The organism is Paeniglutamicibacter sulfureus (assembly GCF_030512175.1).
In the GTDB taxonomy this organism is placed as follows: domain Bacteria; phylum Actinomycetota; class Actinomycetes; order Actinomycetales; family Micrococcaceae; genus Paeniglutamicibacter; species Paeniglutamicibacter sulfureus.
In genome coordinates, this window is the sequence record NZ_JAULBL010000002.1 from 1,295,090 (window position 1) to 1,310,123 (window position 15,034).

At 65.9% G+C, this 15,034-nt stretch carries 15 protein-coding genes; 10 read left to right on the plus strand and 5 right to left on the minus strand.

Features of this window, described 5'->3' with window-relative positions; genetic code table 11:
* Nucleotides 1-90: 90 nt before the first annotated feature.
* A complete protein-coding gene (locus Q2T94_RS12600) occupies nucleotides 91-1,788 on the minus strand; it encodes an HNH endonuclease signature motif containing protein (RefSeq protein ID WP_302264751.1) in 1,698 nt (565 codons plus the stop codon).
* A gap of 212 nt (nucleotides 1,789-2,000) precedes the next feature.
* Here Q2T94_RS12600 and Q2T94_RS12605 point away from each other — a divergent pair, with 212 nt between their 5' ends.
* The gene (locus Q2T94_RS12605) at nucleotides 2,001-2,450 is read left to right on the plus strand and encodes a cytidine deaminase (protein WP_302264752.1); all 450 of its coding nucleotides are present in this window, start codon (nucleotides 2,001-2,003) and stop codon (nucleotides 2,448-2,450) included.
* Nucleotides 2,451-2,497: 47 nt separating this feature from the next.
* On the opposite strand, the gene Q2T94_RS12610 is transcribed toward Q2T94_RS12605, so the two are convergent.
* Nucleotides 2,498-2,965, minus strand: coding sequence for a MarR family winged helix-turn-helix transcriptional regulator (locus tag Q2T94_RS12610; RefSeq protein ID WP_302264753.1), 468 nt, complete (start codon nucleotides 2,963-2,965; stop codon nucleotides 2,498-2,500).
* 128 nt (nucleotides 2,966-3,093) lie between these two features.
* On the opposite strand from Q2T94_RS12610, the gene Q2T94_RS12615 reads away from it, so the two are divergent.
* The 3 genes from Q2T94_RS12615 (at nucleotide 3,094) to Q2T94_RS12625 (ending at nucleotide 6,066) form a co-directional block, all read left to right on the plus strand.
* Nucleotides 3,094-3,669 (plus strand): NADPH-dependent FMN reductase, encoded by a 576-nt coding sequence (locus Q2T94_RS12615; RefSeq protein ID WP_264270031.1) that lies wholly within the window; start codon nucleotides 3,094-3,096, stop codon nucleotides 3,667-3,669.
* 219 nt (nucleotides 3,670-3,888) lie between these two features.
* Nucleotides 3,889-5,001: a glutathione S-transferase family protein gene (locus Q2T94_RS12620; protein WP_302264756.1), complete on the plus strand. Its 1,113-nt coding sequence runs from the start codon at nucleotides 3,889-3,891 to the stop codon at nucleotides 4,999-5,001.
* Nucleotides 5,002-5,136: 135 nt separating this feature from the next.
* A complete protein-coding gene (locus tag Q2T94_RS12625; RefSeq protein ID WP_302264757.1) occupies nucleotides 5,137-6,066 on the plus strand; it encodes an SDR family oxidoreductase in 930 nt (309 codons plus the stop codon).
* A 65-nt stretch (nucleotides 6,067-6,131) separates the two neighbouring features.
* Here the strand turns inward: Q2T94_RS12625 and Q2T94_RS12630 are convergent, their stop codons facing one another.
* Nucleotides 6,132-6,866: a class I SAM-dependent methyltransferase gene (locus Q2T94_RS12630; RefSeq protein ID WP_302264759.1), complete on the minus strand. Its 735-nt coding sequence runs from the start codon at nucleotides 6,864-6,866 to the stop codon at nucleotides 6,132-6,134.
* Between the two features lie 123 nt (nucleotides 6,867-6,989).
* Between Q2T94_RS12630 and Q2T94_RS12635 the strand changes: the two genes are divergently transcribed.
* The 3 genes from Q2T94_RS12635 to Q2T94_RS12645 all read left to right on the plus strand — a co-directional run bounded on the left by Q2T94_RS12635 (nucleotide 6,990) and on the right by Q2T94_RS12645 (nucleotide 9,968).
* On the plus strand, nucleotides 6,990-7,535 hold the full coding sequence (locus tag Q2T94_RS12635) for a GNAT family N-acetyltransferase (protein ID WP_302264760.1): 546 nt from the start codon (nucleotides 6,990-6,992) through the stop codon (nucleotides 7,533-7,535).
* A 400-nt stretch (nucleotides 7,536-7,935) separates the two neighbouring features.
* The gene (locus Q2T94_RS12640) at nucleotides 7,936-8,412 is read left to right on the plus strand and encodes an NfeD family protein (RefSeq protein WP_302264761.1); all 477 of its coding nucleotides are present in this window, start codon (nucleotides 7,936-7,938) and stop codon (nucleotides 8,410-8,412) included.
* 2 nt (nucleotides 8,413-8,414) lie between these two features.
* Nucleotides 8,415-9,968 carry an SPFH domain-containing protein gene (locus tag Q2T94_RS12645; RefSeq protein WP_302264762.1) on the plus strand — a complete coding sequence of 518 codons (1,554 nt, stop codon included), beginning with the start codon at nucleotides 8,415-8,417 and terminating at the stop codon, nucleotides 9,966-9,968.
* Nucleotides 9,969-10,107: 139 nt separating this feature from the next.
* Here Q2T94_RS12645 and fdhA read toward each other — a convergent pair whose 3' ends face one another.
* Nucleotides 10,108-11,328: a formaldehyde dehydrogenase, glutathione-independent gene (fdhA, locus tag Q2T94_RS12650; RefSeq protein WP_264270024.1), complete on the minus strand. Its 1,221-nt coding sequence runs from the start codon at nucleotides 11,326-11,328 to the stop codon at nucleotides 10,108-10,110.
* Nucleotides 11,329-11,595: 267 nt separating this feature from the next.
* Here fdhA and Q2T94_RS12655 point away from each other — a divergent pair, with 267 nt between their 5' ends.
* Together Q2T94_RS12655 and Q2T94_RS12660 are read left to right on the plus strand one after the other, a co-directional pair.
* The gene (locus Q2T94_RS12655; RefSeq protein ID WP_302264765.1) at nucleotides 11,596-12,624 is read left to right on the plus strand and encodes an RNase H family protein; all 1,029 of its coding nucleotides are present in this window, start codon (nucleotides 11,596-11,598) and stop codon (nucleotides 12,622-12,624) included.
* Nucleotides 12,625-12,683: 59 nt separating this feature from the next.
* A complete protein-coding gene (locus Q2T94_RS12660; protein ID WP_302264767.1) occupies nucleotides 12,684-13,847 on the plus strand; it encodes a serine hydrolase domain-containing protein in 1,164 nt (387 codons plus the stop codon).
* Here Q2T94_RS12660 and Q2T94_RS12665 read toward each other — a convergent pair.
* Complete coding sequence (locus Q2T94_RS12665) at nucleotides 13,844-14,110, minus strand: hypothetical protein (protein WP_302264769.1); 267 nt, start codon at nucleotides 14,108-14,110, stop codon at nucleotides 13,844-13,846. The two genes, Q2T94_RS12660 and Q2T94_RS12665, sit on opposite strands and share 4 nt — an antisense overlap.
* Nucleotides 14,111-14,230: 120 nt before the next feature.
* Between Q2T94_RS12665 and Q2T94_RS12670 the strand changes: the two genes are divergently transcribed.
* Nucleotides 14,231-15,007, plus strand: coding sequence for an SGNH/GDSL hydrolase family protein (locus Q2T94_RS12670; RefSeq protein ID WP_302264770.1), 777 nt, complete (start codon nucleotides 14,231-14,233; stop codon nucleotides 15,005-15,007).
* Nucleotides 15,008-15,034 lie beyond the last annotated feature (27 nt).

The following is a 15,034-nucleotide window of genomic DNA, read 5'->3' on the forward strand; positions in this document are numbered from 1 at the left end:
GGGGTTCTTCCGCAGATGGTGCGGTAGAACCCCTGCACCCTATTGTTTTGTGGAGTCGGGGGGTCCTGTGCGCTGGCAGGTCCCGGATTCCTAGAAGAGAGCGGCCTGGTTCTGCGGCCAGTAGGTGTTGCGACGCGGTAGCTGTTCGGGGTCGAGGTGCTTGGGCAATACGACGTGCGGGATGCCGTTGTGGATGACTAGTTCGAGCAGTCCGTTGTCGGCCATGTGGTGGTGGCTTGTGCAGCCGGGGGTGAATTTGTGGACGCTGGTGTGCCCGCCTTGGGCAAAACCGTCGATGTGGCACATTTCCAGGTGTTCGGGCGGGACGGTGCAGCCGGGGTAGAAGCATCCGCCGTCGCGGGCCAGCACGGCCCGTCTGACGTGGTCCGGGGCGAAGCGCATTTCCTGGCCGACGTCGAGGATTTCTCCTTGGCCGCCCAGGACCAGTGGAATCGTCCCGTCGGTGGCGAGGCGTCTTCGGACTTCGCTGATCGGGATTTCGAGTCCGTGGGCGCTCCAGCCGTTGCCCGTGGCAAGGCCGAGGAGGGTGTCGAGGCGGCAGTGGATGATCAGTTGGGCGGTGGGCAGCCCGGTGGCTCCCTTGCCCGGCGGTTTGCTGGGGGCGCGCATGAGGTTGAGCAGGGTCTGCAGGTGGCGTTGGGGAGGGGTCAGCCCGTCGGTGCCGTCGACGGTGGCGTTGAACGAGTCGATGAGTCCGGGTGCTGGATTGTCCAAGGTGTCGGTCCCGGTGGCTTCGGGGTGAGTGAACCAGTCCGGGCCGTCCGTGGTGTCGTTTGCACCGGATCCGTTGGTCCCGTTGCCGTCCCCGTTGGCATCGTTGATGTTGGTGCTGGGGTTCATGCCGGTGGCGGCCGCGGCCATCGCCTCGCGGTTCCCGGCAAGCGTGCGGGGGTTGTCTGAGGCAGCGAAATGGGAGAGGAAGACCTCGGCGTCGGTGTTCAGCATGCACACGGACATCCAGGTGTAGTGGCGGGTGCGTTTGGTGATGAAGATGCCGGTTTTCGCCCGGATGTCCTCCGGGGACGGTTCGGGGGTGGAAGTGTTGTCGAGTTCGTCGGCCAGGGAAGTGAACAGCCTATTGGTGGCGAGCGGAATGCCGGCAGCGACGGATTCGGCGACTTGTTCCTCGAGACGCGCGGCAAGGTCCGGGCTCTGGGTGTGAGATGCAATGGAGGGGGCGAGTTTGTCCAGCTTGCGTGCCGCAGCCGTGGCGGCGCCCAGCCGGGCTTTTCCGGCGTGGACCTGCTCGGCGAGCTTGGGGTAGCGGGGACCGCGGGTGTTGCCGTGGATGTCGACGTGGGGAAGAAGTGCATTGGCGGCGTGGAGCCGGTCGCGGGCGGCGAAGTGACTCAGGCCCAGGTCTCCCTGCAGGAACGCGGCAGTGTCCTTGAAGGGCATCAGCCCGGTCGGGACTGTAGCAGGGTCCGCGGGAAGTTCCCTCTCACCGCGGATGAATGCCGCAGGGTCCCGCGCAATCTCGCGGGCCTGATCGAGGTTCGGTGCAGGCAGGTCCTGGACGAGGGTGCGTTGGGCGGTGTGTGCGGCCCGGATCTGGGCGAGTTCGACCTGCCGATGGGTGCGCTCGATCGTGTGGGCGAACAATGCGGCCTGCGTGGGGGAGGTGATCTCCGCGGTGAGTTCGGCGGCGACTTCGTCGGTGCATTGGGCCAGGGCGTTGAGCAGGCGCAGCTTCCCGGCCGGTGACACTGGGTGTCCCGGATCGCCACCGTCCCCGGTGAGTGCCTCGATGAGCTGCTGCGTTTCCATGCCTCCCAGTGTGGAGCCCACGGGTAGGTGCGCGGCAAGAGAGGCGCAGGAAATGTGGATAACCGGGGCATGCTGTGGCCGTGATGGAACTCGGCGGACCAGCCCAAGGCACTTGGTGGGCAGGCGCCGGGCAATTGCCTGAGTTTCTGTTTGTCCGGGGTTACCTTCGTCTTGGAAGGCCATCAACTCGCCCGACGTGGCAGAATTGCCGCATGGACCCGAACCAAAAACTCGTTGAAGCGGCCATCGAACAACTAATGACCAGGTGGCCGGGGGCGCGGGATTCGGTTGCAGCCGCGGCCATCGTGCTGGACGACGGGCAAATCCTGACCAGCGTCAGTTTCGACAACTTCAATGCTGCGGCAACATTGTGCGCCGAAACCGGGGCGGTGGCACAGGCCTACACGCTGGGAAAGAAAGTTGTGGCTTCGGCCTGCGTCACCGGCGGAACCGAGGACGGAACTTTCCAGGTGCTGGCGCCGTGCGGCATCTGCCAGGAGCGACTTGCCGTGTGGGGACCCGAGGTCCTGGCCGCCGTTCCGGGATCGGCAGGTGGCGCCGAGTGGGAAATGCGCTCGTTGCGTGAACTGAATCCGTACTACTGGGCCACGTCCTTTACCGCGCAGGGCCAGTGGCCCTCAACGGCCGAACACGGCGAATAAGTCTGTTACCTCGGTCCCCGCAGGCGGCGCGGCGGCGCTCCTCGAGGTCACCAGAGTTCGCGCTCAACCGCCGCCGAGCGGATCTTTGAGAGCATCGCGCTGAATTGATCCTGCTCGTCTGCCGATAGCGAGTCGAAGAGCGTTTCCCGCACGAATGACACGTGCCCCGGAGCGGCGCTGCGGATGGTGTCCCAGCCGGCGTCGGTCATTTTGATGTCCTGGCCGCGGCCATCGCTGCTCGAAGCGCACCGCTCGATCAGGCCCTTGGCCTCCATGCGGCGCAGCAGGTGCGACACCCGTGAGCGATCCCATTCCAGGGCCGCTGCCAGATCGCCGGGACGCAAGGCCTCGGGAGCTGCCTGCGATACGGCGGCAAGAACTGAGTACTCGCCGCTGGACATGGCTGAATCGCGGGCCAGCTGGCGATCCATGGCCCGGGGGTAGCCCCAGAGGAACTCGCGGAACTCCAGCCATAGCTGTTGTTCGTCTTCGTTGAGCCAACGGGGCTCGGGCATGGTGTGCCTCACACTTCGGAAAAATTAGTTGACACGTCAATCGTCTCGCGGCAGGATGGAAATATCAAGTTTTAGTTGATGTGTCAGCAAATAGTCGACGCGTCTCGCCCAGTCCAAGGAGATCAAGCATGACCAAGATTGCCATCGTCACCGGTTCAACCCGTCCCGGCCGCAACAACGCCGGCGTTGCACAGTGGGTACTGGAACAGGCCCAACTGCGAGGCGACGCCGACTACGAGCTCGTCGACATCGCGGATTTCAACCTGGCGCTCCTGGATGAAGCCTACCCGGCTGCGTACCAGAACTACCAGAACGATGCCACCAAGGCCTGGGCCGCAAAGATCGCCGAATTCGACGGCTACGTCTTCGTCACTCCCGAATACAACCACTCGGTTGCCCCTGCCCTGGCCAACGCGCTGTCCTACCTGAACGCCGAGTTCGCCAACAAGGCAGCCGGCATCGTCTCCTACGGCTCCGCCTTCGGCGTGCGCGCCGTTGAGCACCTGCGCGGCATCCTGTCCGAGCTTCAGGTTGCCCACGTGCAGAAGACCGGCATGTTCTCGCTCTTCACCGACTTCGAGAACTTCTCGGTGTTCAAGCCGACCGAGCAGCAGGCCGCCTCGCTGGCTCCGGTCCTGGACCAGCTGGTGCCGTGGACCGTTGCGTTGAAGTCGGTCCGCGACTCCGCCATGGTCTCCGCCTAAGGCCTGAATACCTAAGCCTCGAATGGCGGGTCCCGCGCACCATGGGGGGCGGGACCCGGCCTTCGATCCTCCGTCCGGACCCATCCTTGCCGCAGGTGCTGACAAGCACGTGTGCGCGGTCCGACGGCAACACGGCCTGCCCGGGATCTTTCCCTCCCGGGCAGGCCGACTTCTTTTTCCGAGATGGTGCATCCATGCACACGAAACTAGGGTTGGGTTATGAGCGAAGACAAGCACAGCACCGCCGGTGCATATGTGACGGGCGCGGAATTCACGCGCGACACCAACTACATCCAGGACCGGATCGTCGCCGATCCCGACGGGGTGCGCGCCTCCGGAGGGCCGACCGCGGGCAGTATTGGCAATGTACACGCCGGTGTGGCCGAAGGCGCTGACCTGTGGCCCGTGGAGGCCGGGCGCTACCGGCTGGTGGCGGCACGTGCCTGCCCCTGGGCCAACCGCGCCATCATCGTCCGTCGCCTGTTGGGCCTGGAGGACGCGATCTCGCTGGGCACCCCCGGACCGGTGCACGATGTGCGCTCCTGGACCTTCGACCTCGATGAGGGCGGGGTGGACCCGGTGCTGGGCACCGAGCGCATCCAGGAAAACTACTTCAAGCGCTTCGCCGACTACCCGCGCGGCATCACGGTGCCAGCCATTGTCGATGTGCCCACCGGTGCCGTGGTGACCAACGACTACCCGCAGATCACCATGGACCTCTCCACCCAGTGGAAGGACTTCCACCGCGAAGGCGCCCCCGACCTGTTGCCGGAAGAGATGATCGAAGAGATGATGCCGGTCATCAAGCGCATCTTCACCGAGGTCAACAACGGGGTCTACCGTTGCGGCTTCGCCGGAAGCCAGGAATCCTACGACGAGGCCTATGACCGGCTCTGGACTGCCATGGATTGGCTTGAGGAACGCCTGTCCACCCGCCGTTTCCTGATGGGGGACTCGATAACGGAGGCCGACGTTCGCCTGTTCACCACGCTGGTGCGCTTCGACCCGGTGTACCACGGGCACTTCAAGACGAACCGGAACAAGCTCACCGAGATGCCGAACCTCTGGGGCTACGCCCGCGAGCTCTTCCAGCTGCCCGGATTCGGCGACACCGTCGACTTCGACCAGATCAAGAAGCACTACTACGTGGTTCACGAGGACATCAACCCGACGCAGATCGTTCCGGGCGGCCCCGACCTGGAAAACTGGCTCGAGCCGCACGGCCGCGAGGCGCTTGGCGGAAACCCCTGGGGCACCGGCACCGCCCCGGATCCGGTCCGCGAATCCGAGAAGGTCACGGCCGGGCACAACCCCCTCTACCCGCTGGGCTGATCGCGCACCGCGTCGCCACGTTCACCAAACACCCCGTCCGATCCCCCGGGCGGGGTCTTTGGCATATCCAGGGGCCGGAGAATCCATTGCGCCGGACTCTGGCAGTGCCACGTCTGCCGGGGCTAGCGTGGAAACATGGACGGAGCAATCGACGGAGCATTGACGGGGAAGATCGCGCTGGTTGCCGGGGCGACGCGCGGCGCAGGCCGCGGGACCGCCATTGCCCTGGGCGAGGCGGGGGCCACGGTGTATTGCACGGGCCGCAGCACCCGCGCCGCGCGCAGCGAATACGACCGACCCGAAACCATCGAGGAGACAGCGGAGATGGTCAACGCGGCCGGCGGCCGGGGCATCGCGGTGGCAGTTGACCACCTGGACTCCCACACGGTGGCGGCGCTGGTGGCACGCATCGATGCCGAGCAGGGCCGGCTGGACGTGTTGGTCAACGACATCTGGGGCGGCGAAAAGCTCATCGGCTGGGACCAACCGATCTGGGAACACAACCTCGAGGCCGGCCTGCGGATGCTGGAACTCGGTGTGAAGACCCACTTGATTACCGCCCACCACGCGCTGGGGCTGTTGGCCAGGAATCCCGGAGGCCTGGTCGTTGAGGTGACCGATGGGACCCGGGCGTACAACCGGGAACACTATCGGCTCTCCACGTTTTACGATCTGGCGAAGAACGCGCCGCTGCGCATGGCCTTCACGTTGGCGCACGAGTTGAAGCAGCATCGCTGCGCGGCCGTGGCCCTGAGCCCGGGCTGGCTGCGCTCGGAGATGATGCTCGAGGCCTTCGGCGTCACCGAATCGAATTGGCGATCGGCCACGGGCGCGGACGGGCATTTTGCCGCAATCAGCGAATCCCCGCGTTTTGTGGGCCGTGCCGTTGCGGCGCTGGCTGCGGATCCCGACGTCTTTGCGCGCAGCGGAGGATCGTTCTCTTCCGGCGGGCTGGCCCGCGAATACGGTTTCACCGACGTGGACGGCTCGGCACCGGATTGCTGGCGGTACATGGTCGAGGTCCAGGACCCCGGGTTGCCCGCGGACGCCTCCGGCTATCGGTGAGAGACAGGGGTGGTGTTCCGGCATTAATCGCGCGGGCAGGGTCGCGGCGGAAAGCCAGGTGTCGTTCAGCGGTGCGCGAGAACGATGAGTTCGGCGGCTCCCCGGCCGACGGGTTCGCCGCTCCAGCCGCCCAGCACGGCATCGACATGCAACCCGGCGGCGAGCAGGTCTCCACGCAGCCGCCACTCGCTGCGGAAGGCAAGCACCGCGTCCTCAAGCTCGCGGGAGCCGTCGGCAAAAAGTCGGTGCTCGGTGATCTTCACCAGTCCGGCCTCGTGCGGCGCCGAATCGAGCCACAGGTGCAATCTGGTGCCGTCCGGAAGCGTGAACTGGTTTCGCGTGCAGGCCGGCGTCCAGCGTTCCCAGGCCTTCGCCCGGGGGTCGCGGGAGTCGAAGACCAACCTGCCGCCGGGGACCAGCACCCGCCGGATGTCGGCCAGCGTCCGGCGCCACTGGTCCTCGTCGATGATGGCCTGGGCCACGTGCGCGGTCATCAGGACGGTATCGAAGGCGGCGTCGGGCCCGAGCGCGGTGGAGGTGCCCTCGACCCACGTCACCGCGTCGGCACCGGGCTTGGCCCGCGCCGCGGCCAACGAGCCGGGATGCGGATCGATGCCCGTCACCTCGTGCCCGGCTCCGGCCAGCGCAAGGGTCAGCCGTCCGGTGCCGCAACCCAGGTCGAGCACGCGGCTTGCGGGCCGTTCGTTGACAAAGGTGAGGAAGAAATCGTCGTCGGCAGCCCAGCGGTTTTCCGCATCATAGAGATCGGCCCGCTGGGTTGCGCTCAGCAGTGAGCCCATGGATATGAGCCTATGCCCGCCGTCGCGGTTGTGCGGGCTCGAACACGCCGCATCCGGCTGACGGACGCGGCGTGGCAAGGCAGCGGCGCCGCCCATCGGGAACGTCGTGGAATGATGTGCTTCATGGAGATTTCCACGAAGCGCCTGGTCCTGCGGGAATTCTGGGAGGGCGACCTGGATGCGGTCCACGCCTTCGCCGCGGATCCGACGGTGTGCGCCTTTGTCGAATGGGGCCCGAACACCATCGAAGAGACGGCCGCGTTCCTGCGCCAGTGCGGGAAACAGCTGCTGGAGCCGCGGGAAACCATTACCCTGGCGGTGACGCGCGATTCCACGCCCATCGGCTCGATAGCGTTGATGCGTGCGGAATCCGATGTGGCCCGGGGCCCGGAAGAGGCCGAAATTGGCTACGTGCTGCGGGCCGATGCCTGGGGGTACGGCTATGCGGCGGAAGCGGCTGCGGCCATGCTGGAGCTGGCATGGAATGTCTTGGGGATTTCCCGGGTAGTGGCCACCTGCCGACCGGAGAATACCGGTTCGGTGCGGGTATTGGAGAAGGTGGGCATGCGGTGCGTCGACTACCTGCCCGGACACAAGCGGATCGATGGTGTGGACCGTGATTCGCTGCTTTTCGCAATGCGGTCCCCGCTGCGCTCACCCCACGCCTGAGCCTGGCCGCCCCGGGCGCGGTGCGTGGCCGGATCGACGGCCGGACTGGAGACTGCGTGGGCGCGGAACCCGAGGCCACGGTCGACGTTTCGATTCGTTCTTCGAAGAATCCGTCGGCGAGCACCACGGAGCCAAGCGCAGAGCTGCAGCTGGCGGGTGGCGGCGCTTGCCGCTGGCGAACCGACCCGCACGCGACGCCGCCTACCTGAATCTTTACGGCAAATGGATAGACTATATGTCAGGTGCAGTAATCGAGCTGTATCCCAGGCGGGCATCGATCCATCCCGTGTCGGGATATTTCCACACCTGGGAAAACCCCGGCGCAAAGTGTCTCTGAGTTTGCCGTACAGGAAACATGCTGCGCCATTCGGCCCCGCAAACAACTCACGAAAGAATCCGCATGCTCGCATTCGCAGTGATCGGAGGCGCTGGCCTCCTGCTCCTCATCGTGTCCATGACCCTGGGAGAGCTTGTCGATTTCTTCGACGGAATCATCTCCACCACTGCCGTCGGTGCGGCAGCCACGCTTTTCGGCGCCGCGGGTGCGATTGTGTTGCTCAACAACGGCCCACTCTTTCTGGCCTACAGTGCCGGAGCCCTGCTGGGAGTAATTGGCATCGTCGGCGTAGCGCTGCTTGCCCGAAAGATGGCTCGTATCTCCAACGTCCAGCCGCACGAAGTCATCGGACTTCTTGGCGTAGCCACCACCGACATCACTGACATCGTCGGGAAGGTTCAGCTGGACCACCCCGATGAAATCAATCAGCGCCTCGTATTTTCAAGCAGCCCTATCGAGAAGGGCACACCAATTGCCGTAGTGGCGATTGTTGGAGACCGCATCAGGGTCGCATCCACCTCTGAACTGAACGGATTTTAACCATGGGTTTTGCCGCAAATGGAACCGTCGTCGCCATCGTCGCCATCCTCGCCGTACTTGTTGCACTCGTCTGGTACGCCACCACACGATTAGTCACTGTCGCACCCAACCAGGCAGTGATCCGTGCCGGTAAGGGCGCCAAGGGCCAAGTCCAGATCTTCACCAAGGGCATTGTGCTCTTCCTGCCGATCATCCACCAGAAGTTTGTGATGTCCCTGGAACAGCGCCAGGTGGAACTTGCCGTGGAAGGTGTTGACAAGAACTTCATCACCACCTCGGTGACGGCCAGCCTGAACTTCAAGTTTGACGACTCGGTGGAGGGCATGAGCAAGGCCGTCCAGCGTTTCCTGACACACTCCAAGGAAGACCTGAACGCTTCGGTGACCAAGTCTGCCGAGGGAGTGCTCCGCGGCATCGTTTCGGCGATGTCGGTGGAAGACGCCAACAACAACCGCAAGGAATTCCAGGACCAGTCCCTGGAATCGGCGGTCACCCAGTTCGCGGAACAGGGCATCCAGATCGACGCCTTCAACATCTCCTCGGTCAGCACCCCCTCGCGCACGGTGATCGGCCCGGACAACATGCCGACGACCATCGACTACCTGGAGGAAGTCGGAAAGCCGGGCCTCGAACGGGCCAAGCGTGAAGCACGTGTGGCCACCTCCAAGGCCTTCCAAGAATCGGAAGCCGCACGCATTGAGCAGGAAGGCGCCACCGCCGCCCTGATGCGTGACCTCGCGATTAAGAAGTCCGAGTTTAAGGCCGAGCAGGACCGCGCCGAAGCTATCGCCGATGCCGCCAAGGGGATTGCCAAGGCCGAGCAGGACGTCACGGTTGCCGCCCTCGAGCGCAAGGCATTGACCGAGCAGGCCCTGGTGGAGCAGGAGCGCCTGGATATCGAAGTGCACAAGCCGGCCGACGCCCAGGCCTACAAGATGCGTACTGACGCAGAAGCCAAGCGCGACGCGGACGTCTTCAGTGCCACCGCGCGCGCCAACTCGAAGGCCATTGAGGCGGAAGGCTCCAAGAAGGCGTCCATCGCCGACGCCGAGGCACGCGCCGCGGCAAAGACGGTTGAAGCCGAGGCCTCCAAGAACGCCGAGGTGTTCCAGGCCCAGGGCGAGGCCTCGGCCATCGAGCTAAAGGCCCGGGCGGAAGCCGACGCCGTGCGCGTGCGCGGCGAAGCCGAAGGTGCTTCCATCGCCGCCATTGGTGAGGCAACCGCCAAGGCCGAAGATGCGAAGGCCGTGGCCCTGACCGGCCACACGCAGGCGTCACTGGCGTTCCTTGCAATCAGCGCATTGCCGGAAATCGTCAAGGCCAGCTCGGATGCCGTGTCTGGCATCGACAACTACACGGTGATCAGTTCGGACGGCGCCTCGGATGCGGTCAAGCAGGCCAATCGCATTGTCGCCGAGGGGCTTGCCATGATCAAGGGCAGCACCGAGATCGATATCGCCGGAATGCTCTCCGGGCTCCTAGGAACCACTGCGGCGCCCGTCTCTGCCTCGGCTCCGGCCGGGGCATCGGATGAGTTCGTGGCCGAGCGGAACTAACCCACACAGTGAAGCGCCCCGTTCAATGGGACGGGGTGCTTCAGTGTGTGGCGATGCCGCCCGCATAGGCTTCGGGTGAGGCGATGACGGTGCGGGCGGCCGCCGGCGGTCCCGGAAGCCCGCCGGCGTCCGCGGCGGTCTAGTTGGAGAGGTAGCCGTTGGGGTCCAGGACGTACTTGGTGGCGGCGCCGGCATCGAATTCGGCGTAGCCGCGCGGGGCGTCGGCGAGGGAGATCGCCTGGGCGTTGACGGCCTTGGCGATGTGGATCCGATCGTGCAGGATGGCCATCATCAGCTGCCGGTTGTACTTCATCACCGGGCACTGGCCCATGGCGAGGGACAGGGACTTGGCCCAGCCGGTGCCCAGGGAAAGGGAGAGGCTTCCCTTTTTCGCCGCGTCGTCGACGGCTCCGGGGTCGCCGGTGACGTAGAGCCCGGGGATGCCCAGGGAGCCTCCGGCGACGGTGAGGTCCATGAGCGAGTTCAGCACCGTTGCCGGGGCCTCGCGCGCCTCGGCGCCGTGTCCGTGCCCGCGGGCCTCGAAGCCCACGGCATCGATGCCGCAATCCACCTCGCGCACCCCGAGCAGCTGTTCGATCTGGTCTGCCGGGTCCCCGGCGCCGACGTTGATGCCCTCGCAACCGAAGGAGCGGGCCTGGGCCAGGCGGTCCTCGTTCATGTCGCCCACGATGACCACCGCGGCCCCCAGCAGCTGGGCGGACGCGGCGGCGGCGAGCCCGACGGGCCCGGCGCCGGCGACGTAGACGGTGGAGCCGACGGTGACCCCGGCGGTGACCGCGCCGTGGAAGCCGGTGGGCAGGATGTCGGAGAGCATGGTCAGGTCCATGATCTTCTCCAGCGCCTGGTCCCGGTCCGGGAACTTGAGCAGGTTCCAGTCGGCGTAGGGGACCAGCACGTATTCGGCCTGGCCGCCGACCCAGCCGCCCATGTCCACGTAGCCGTAGGCCGATCCGGGCCGATCCGGATTCACGTTCAGGCAGATCCCGGTCTTGGTCTCCTTGCAGTTGCGGCAGCGTCCGCAGGAGATGTTAAAGGGGACCGAGACGATGTCGCCGACCTTGATGAATTCCACGTCCGGGCCGGTCTCGATGACCTCGCCGGTGATTTCGTGCCCCAGGACCAAGCCCGGGGGAGCGGTCGTGCGGCCGCGGACCATGTGCTGGTCCGAGCCGCAGATGTTGGTGGCCACGGTGCGCAAGATGACCCCGTGCGGGACCTTGCGGCCCACGTTGGCGGCGTTCACCCCGGGGCCGGCCTGCAGCTCAAAGGTGGGATACGGGGTGTCGATGACCTCGACGACACCGGGCGACTTGTAGGCGACGGCCTTGTTTTCAGACATGGGCAGCAATACCTTCCGCAGTTTTCGCGTGGCGGACGGGACCCTGGCGACCCGGCGACGGACGGAATGCCCCCGTGCCGGTCAATCCCCGGCGCGGGCGGCTGCACTTCGGTCGTCGCTGGCGGTGGTGCATGGTGCCGCGGTGCCCGGGCCCATCCTTGTCGCCCCAGCCTACGACGCCCCGGCTGACATGGCCATAGTCGCGTCGATGCCCGCCGAAGCGGGCCGATGTGAAAGCGTCGGTGGGCTCGTGGCAGGATTGAAACCATGACGATCACCGCAGCCGCAGACGGATCAGCCCTCGGAAACCCAGGACCCGCAGGATGGGCCTGGTACATCGACGACGACCATTGGCGTGCCGGCGGCTGGGCGCACGGCACCAACAACATGGGCGAGCTCATGGCGGTCCTGGACCTCTTCCGCTCCACCGCCCACCTGCCCGACGAGGACTTGCACATCCTGTGCGACTCGCAGTACGTGATCAACTCGGTGACCAAGTGGATGCCGGGCTGGAAGAAAAAGGGCTGGAAGAAGTCAGACGGCAAGCCGGTGCTGAACCTGGACCTGCTCCAGGAGATCGACGCCGCCATCAAGGGCCGCAAGTACACCTTCGAGTGGGTCAAGGGCCATGCCGGCCACGAGCTCAACGAGGCCGCCGATGTGCGGGCGCGCGACGCGGCGACCGCCTACCAGTCGGGTCGTGAACCCAATGCCGGACCGGGGCTTGAGGGGGCGCCGGGCGCCGGGGAAAATGCCGACCCCGCCGAGCCCGCGTCACCCGAGGCACCCGGTGTGCTGGTTCTGGAGGACCTTGGCGCCGTGTCGGCGCCCGTGGCGACGCCGGACAGCTTGGCTGCCACGGAACCCACGGAACCCGCAGAGTCCGCGCCCGTGGCCCCGGTGCCCGAACCGTCCGCCCCGCGAGCCACCGATCCCTCGGCCAGCAGCGCTGCGGAACTGCAGATGGTCTTCGAGCTGGAAAGCGAATTGCTCTCACCTGCGGTGCGAGGTGACCTGGACGAGGTCATGGCGTTCCTGCACCCGGAGTTCCAGGAGATCAGCCGTGACGGTTCGCTGACGGACCGCTCCACCATTATCGCCGCGCTCACCGGCGGTCATGCGCTGCCGGCCGGCGGTGCCCTTCAGGTGCTTGCCGCCACTCCGTGGGGCCAGCACAAGGTGCAGCTGGCGTACCGTCTGTTGGCAGGGGACCAAGTGATCCTCTGTTCATCGTTCTGGCAGCAGGTCGATGAACGCTGGCTGCTGCGTTACCGGCAGGAAACTCCGGCCAGCTGAGTACACCATTGTCACGGTCCGCAACGGGAAACCTCCCGGTAATGGGTAATGTGGTGCGGGTGACTACGCAGACGAACACGATCAACGTCATTGACCAGCGCTTCGCCCCCGTGGCGGACCTGCTGGGCTCCTTCGCCGCCGCCGACCCGGGATATTCCGCGCAACTGGCCATCTACCAGGCCGGAAACCTGGTGCTTGACGCCAGCGTGGGGCAGGACTGCACGCGCGAGACGATGACCGGGGTTTTCTCCTGCTCCAAGGGCGCCGGCGCGCTGGTCATCTCGCTGCTGGTGCAGCAAGGACTGTTGGACCTCGAAGCCCCGGTGGCCGTGTACTGGCCGGAGTTTGCTGCGGCAGGCAAGGCGGGCATCACCGTGGCCCAGCTGCTGAGCCACCAGGCCGGCCTGCCAGGCGTTGAAGGCGGCTTCACCCAGGAGGAACTGGTTGACTCCCGGCTGGCAGCCGGCATCATGGCCGCCGCCGCACCGCTGTGGAACGCACCCGGGATCCATTCCTACCATGCGCTGACCATGGGCGTCTTCATGGAGGAACTTGCCCGGCGCTGCGCGCAGGAGTCCCTGCAGGACATCTTCGAACGCCGCATTCGTGCCCCGCACGACATTGACTTCTACCTGGGTCTGCCCGAGGAGCTTGAGCCGCGCTTCCGCCCGGTGCTCAAGGACAATGCCCTTGAACCGGCGCCGTTCATCGACCCCTTCTCGGCGTTTGGACTCGCGCTGAACTCGACCGGCGGCTTCGACGGACCCAAGGGGCCGAGCTTCGACATCATCGATGTGCCGAACGAACGAACCATCCGCGAGGCCGGCCTGGCCGCTCTCGGCGGGGTGGGCAACGCCCGCGGCCTGGCCAGGCTCTATGCCGCGGCCACCACGGGGTTCGTGGACGAATCCGGGGACGAACACGCCCCGTTCCTCACCGCCGAAACCATTGCCGCGGTGAGCCAGGACCGGGTGTACGGGCTGTCCCGGGCCAATGGGATGCCCGGGGCCTTCGGCATCGGGTTCATGAAGGCGCACCCGAACAACGACTTCGGTTCCGCCAGGGCCTTCGGACACGACGGGGCGAACGCGTCGCTGGGCTATGCGGACCCGGCCTACGGGCTGGCGTTGGGCTACGTCCCGGCGCGTGCCGAGGCCAATGGCACCGGCTCGCGCGGCGGTCAACTCAGTGTGTTGTCGCGCCAGGTGCTGCTCTCCTCCTAGATGATCCCGGAGGATGCCTCGTTCACGTCGTGGCTGCCGCTGATTTCATCAAGCCACGGGATCTGTGCCGGATCGATCGGCTGCCGGGTGGCCACGAAATGAAACCGGACCTCTTCCTCACGGGATTCCGAGGCCGAATGGCCGCCTTCCGGTGTTCCGGCAACGGGCATGGCTTGGACGAAGCCGTCCGGTGGGGAAAACGGGCGGGCTGACTGCCGCCTGTTGGTGGTGTGGGGTGCCGGATGGCGTTGTCTGGTCTTCATGCATTCCACCGTGCCCCTCCAAGCTAAGCGCCCGCTGTGCCGGGGCTCGGTGCAACCCCGTGAAGCGAGGACACGCGGCACGGGCCGAAGACGGTCGGCGCGTGCCGCTAGGCTGAAACCGTGGAATTTTCGAAACGATTTGTGGCATTGGGCGACTCCTTCACCGAGGGCATGGGGGATGTCGATCCGCTGCGGCCCCACCAGGTGCGCGGTTGGGCCGACCGCGTGGCCGAACAGCTCTGTGCCGACCCGCAGTGGGGGTATGCGAATCTGGCCATCCGCGGCAAGAAGGTCGGCCAGGTCGTCGCCGAGCAGTTGCCTGCCGCGCTCGCACTCAAGCCCACGCTTGTCACCTTGTACATGGGCGGGAACGACATCCTGCGCCCGGCGGTGGACATCGACTCGCTGATGGTCGCCTACCGGGATGCGGTGGCGCAACTGGCCGCCACCGGTGCCGCGGTGGTGCTCTTCACCGGTTTTGATTCCAGCGGTTCGGCCATCTTCGAAAAGACCCGCGGCCGTACCGCCATCTACAACGAGGCCGTCCGCGAGATCGCAGATGAATTCGGTGCCGTGATTGCCGACTACTGGCGTTGGCGTGAATTCCGGGACTGGCGCTACTGGTCCACCGACCGCTTGCACATGAACACAGCCGGACACACGCTGATGGCGGCGAAGGTGCTGGGCGTGCTGGAACACGAGGCCCACATCGAGGTGCCCGAGCTCTCGGCACCGACTGCCAAGTCCCGCATCGAAAGGCTGCGCGAGGATGCCGTCTGGGCCAGGGAATACCTGGCACCATGGGTCAAGCGCCGGCTCACCGGGACTTCCTCGGGCGATTCGCTGCGCCCCCGCTTCCCCGACTTGGTCTCCCTGGAGGTGGCGTCAGCGCCGTAGGACCTGCCCGTCCCGCCGAATGCGAGG

Bases quoted from the DNA above. Each gene is read 5' to 3' on its own strand.
- Q2T94_RS12600 (WP_302264751.1), bottom strand. From the start codon at position 1,788: ATGGAAACGCAGCAGCTCATCGAGGCACTCACCGGGGACGGTGGCGAT.
- Q2T94_RS12605 (WP_302264752.1), top strand. From the start codon at position 2,001: ATGGACCCGAACCAAAAACTCGTTGAAGCGGCCATCGAACAACTAATG.
- Q2T94_RS12610 (WP_302264753.1), bottom strand. From the start codon at position 2,965: ATGCCCGAGCCCCGTTGGCTCAACGAAGACGAACAACAGCTATGGCTG.
- Q2T94_RS12615 (WP_264270031.1), top strand. From the start codon at position 3,094: ATGACCAAGATTGCCATCGTCACCGGTTCAACCCGTCCCGGCCGCAAC.
- Q2T94_RS12620 (WP_302264756.1), top strand. From the start codon at position 3,889: ATGAGCGAAGACAAGCACAGCACCGCCGGTGCATATGTGACGGGCGCG.
- Q2T94_RS12625 (WP_302264757.1), top strand. From the start codon at position 5,137: ATGGACGGAGCAATCGACGGAGCATTGACGGGGAAGATCGCGCTGGTT.
- Q2T94_RS12630 (WP_302264759.1), bottom strand. From the start codon at position 6,866: ATGGGCTCACTGCTGAGCGCAACCCAGCGGGCCGATCTCTATGATGCG.
- Q2T94_RS12635 (WP_302264760.1), top strand. From the start codon at position 6,990: ATGGAGATTTCCACGAAGCGCCTGGTCCTGCGGGAATTCTGGGAGGGC.
- Q2T94_RS12640 (WP_302264761.1), top strand. From the start codon at position 7,936: ATGCTCGCATTCGCAGTGATCGGAGGCGCTGGCCTCCTGCTCCTCATC.
- Q2T94_RS12645 (WP_302264762.1), top strand. From the start codon at position 8,415: ATGGGTTTTGCCGCAAATGGAACCGTCGTCGCCATCGTCGCCATCCTC.
- fdhA (WP_264270024.1), bottom strand. From the start codon at position 11,328: ATGTCTGAAAACAAGGCCGTCGCCTACAAGTCGCCCGGTGTCGTCGAG.
- Q2T94_RS12655 (WP_302264765.1), top strand. From the start codon at position 11,596: ATGACGATCACCGCAGCCGCAGACGGATCAGCCCTCGGAAACCCAGGA.
- Q2T94_RS12665 (WP_302264769.1), bottom strand. From the start codon at position 14,110: ATGAAGACCAGACAACGCCATCCGGCACCCCACACCACCAACAGGCGG.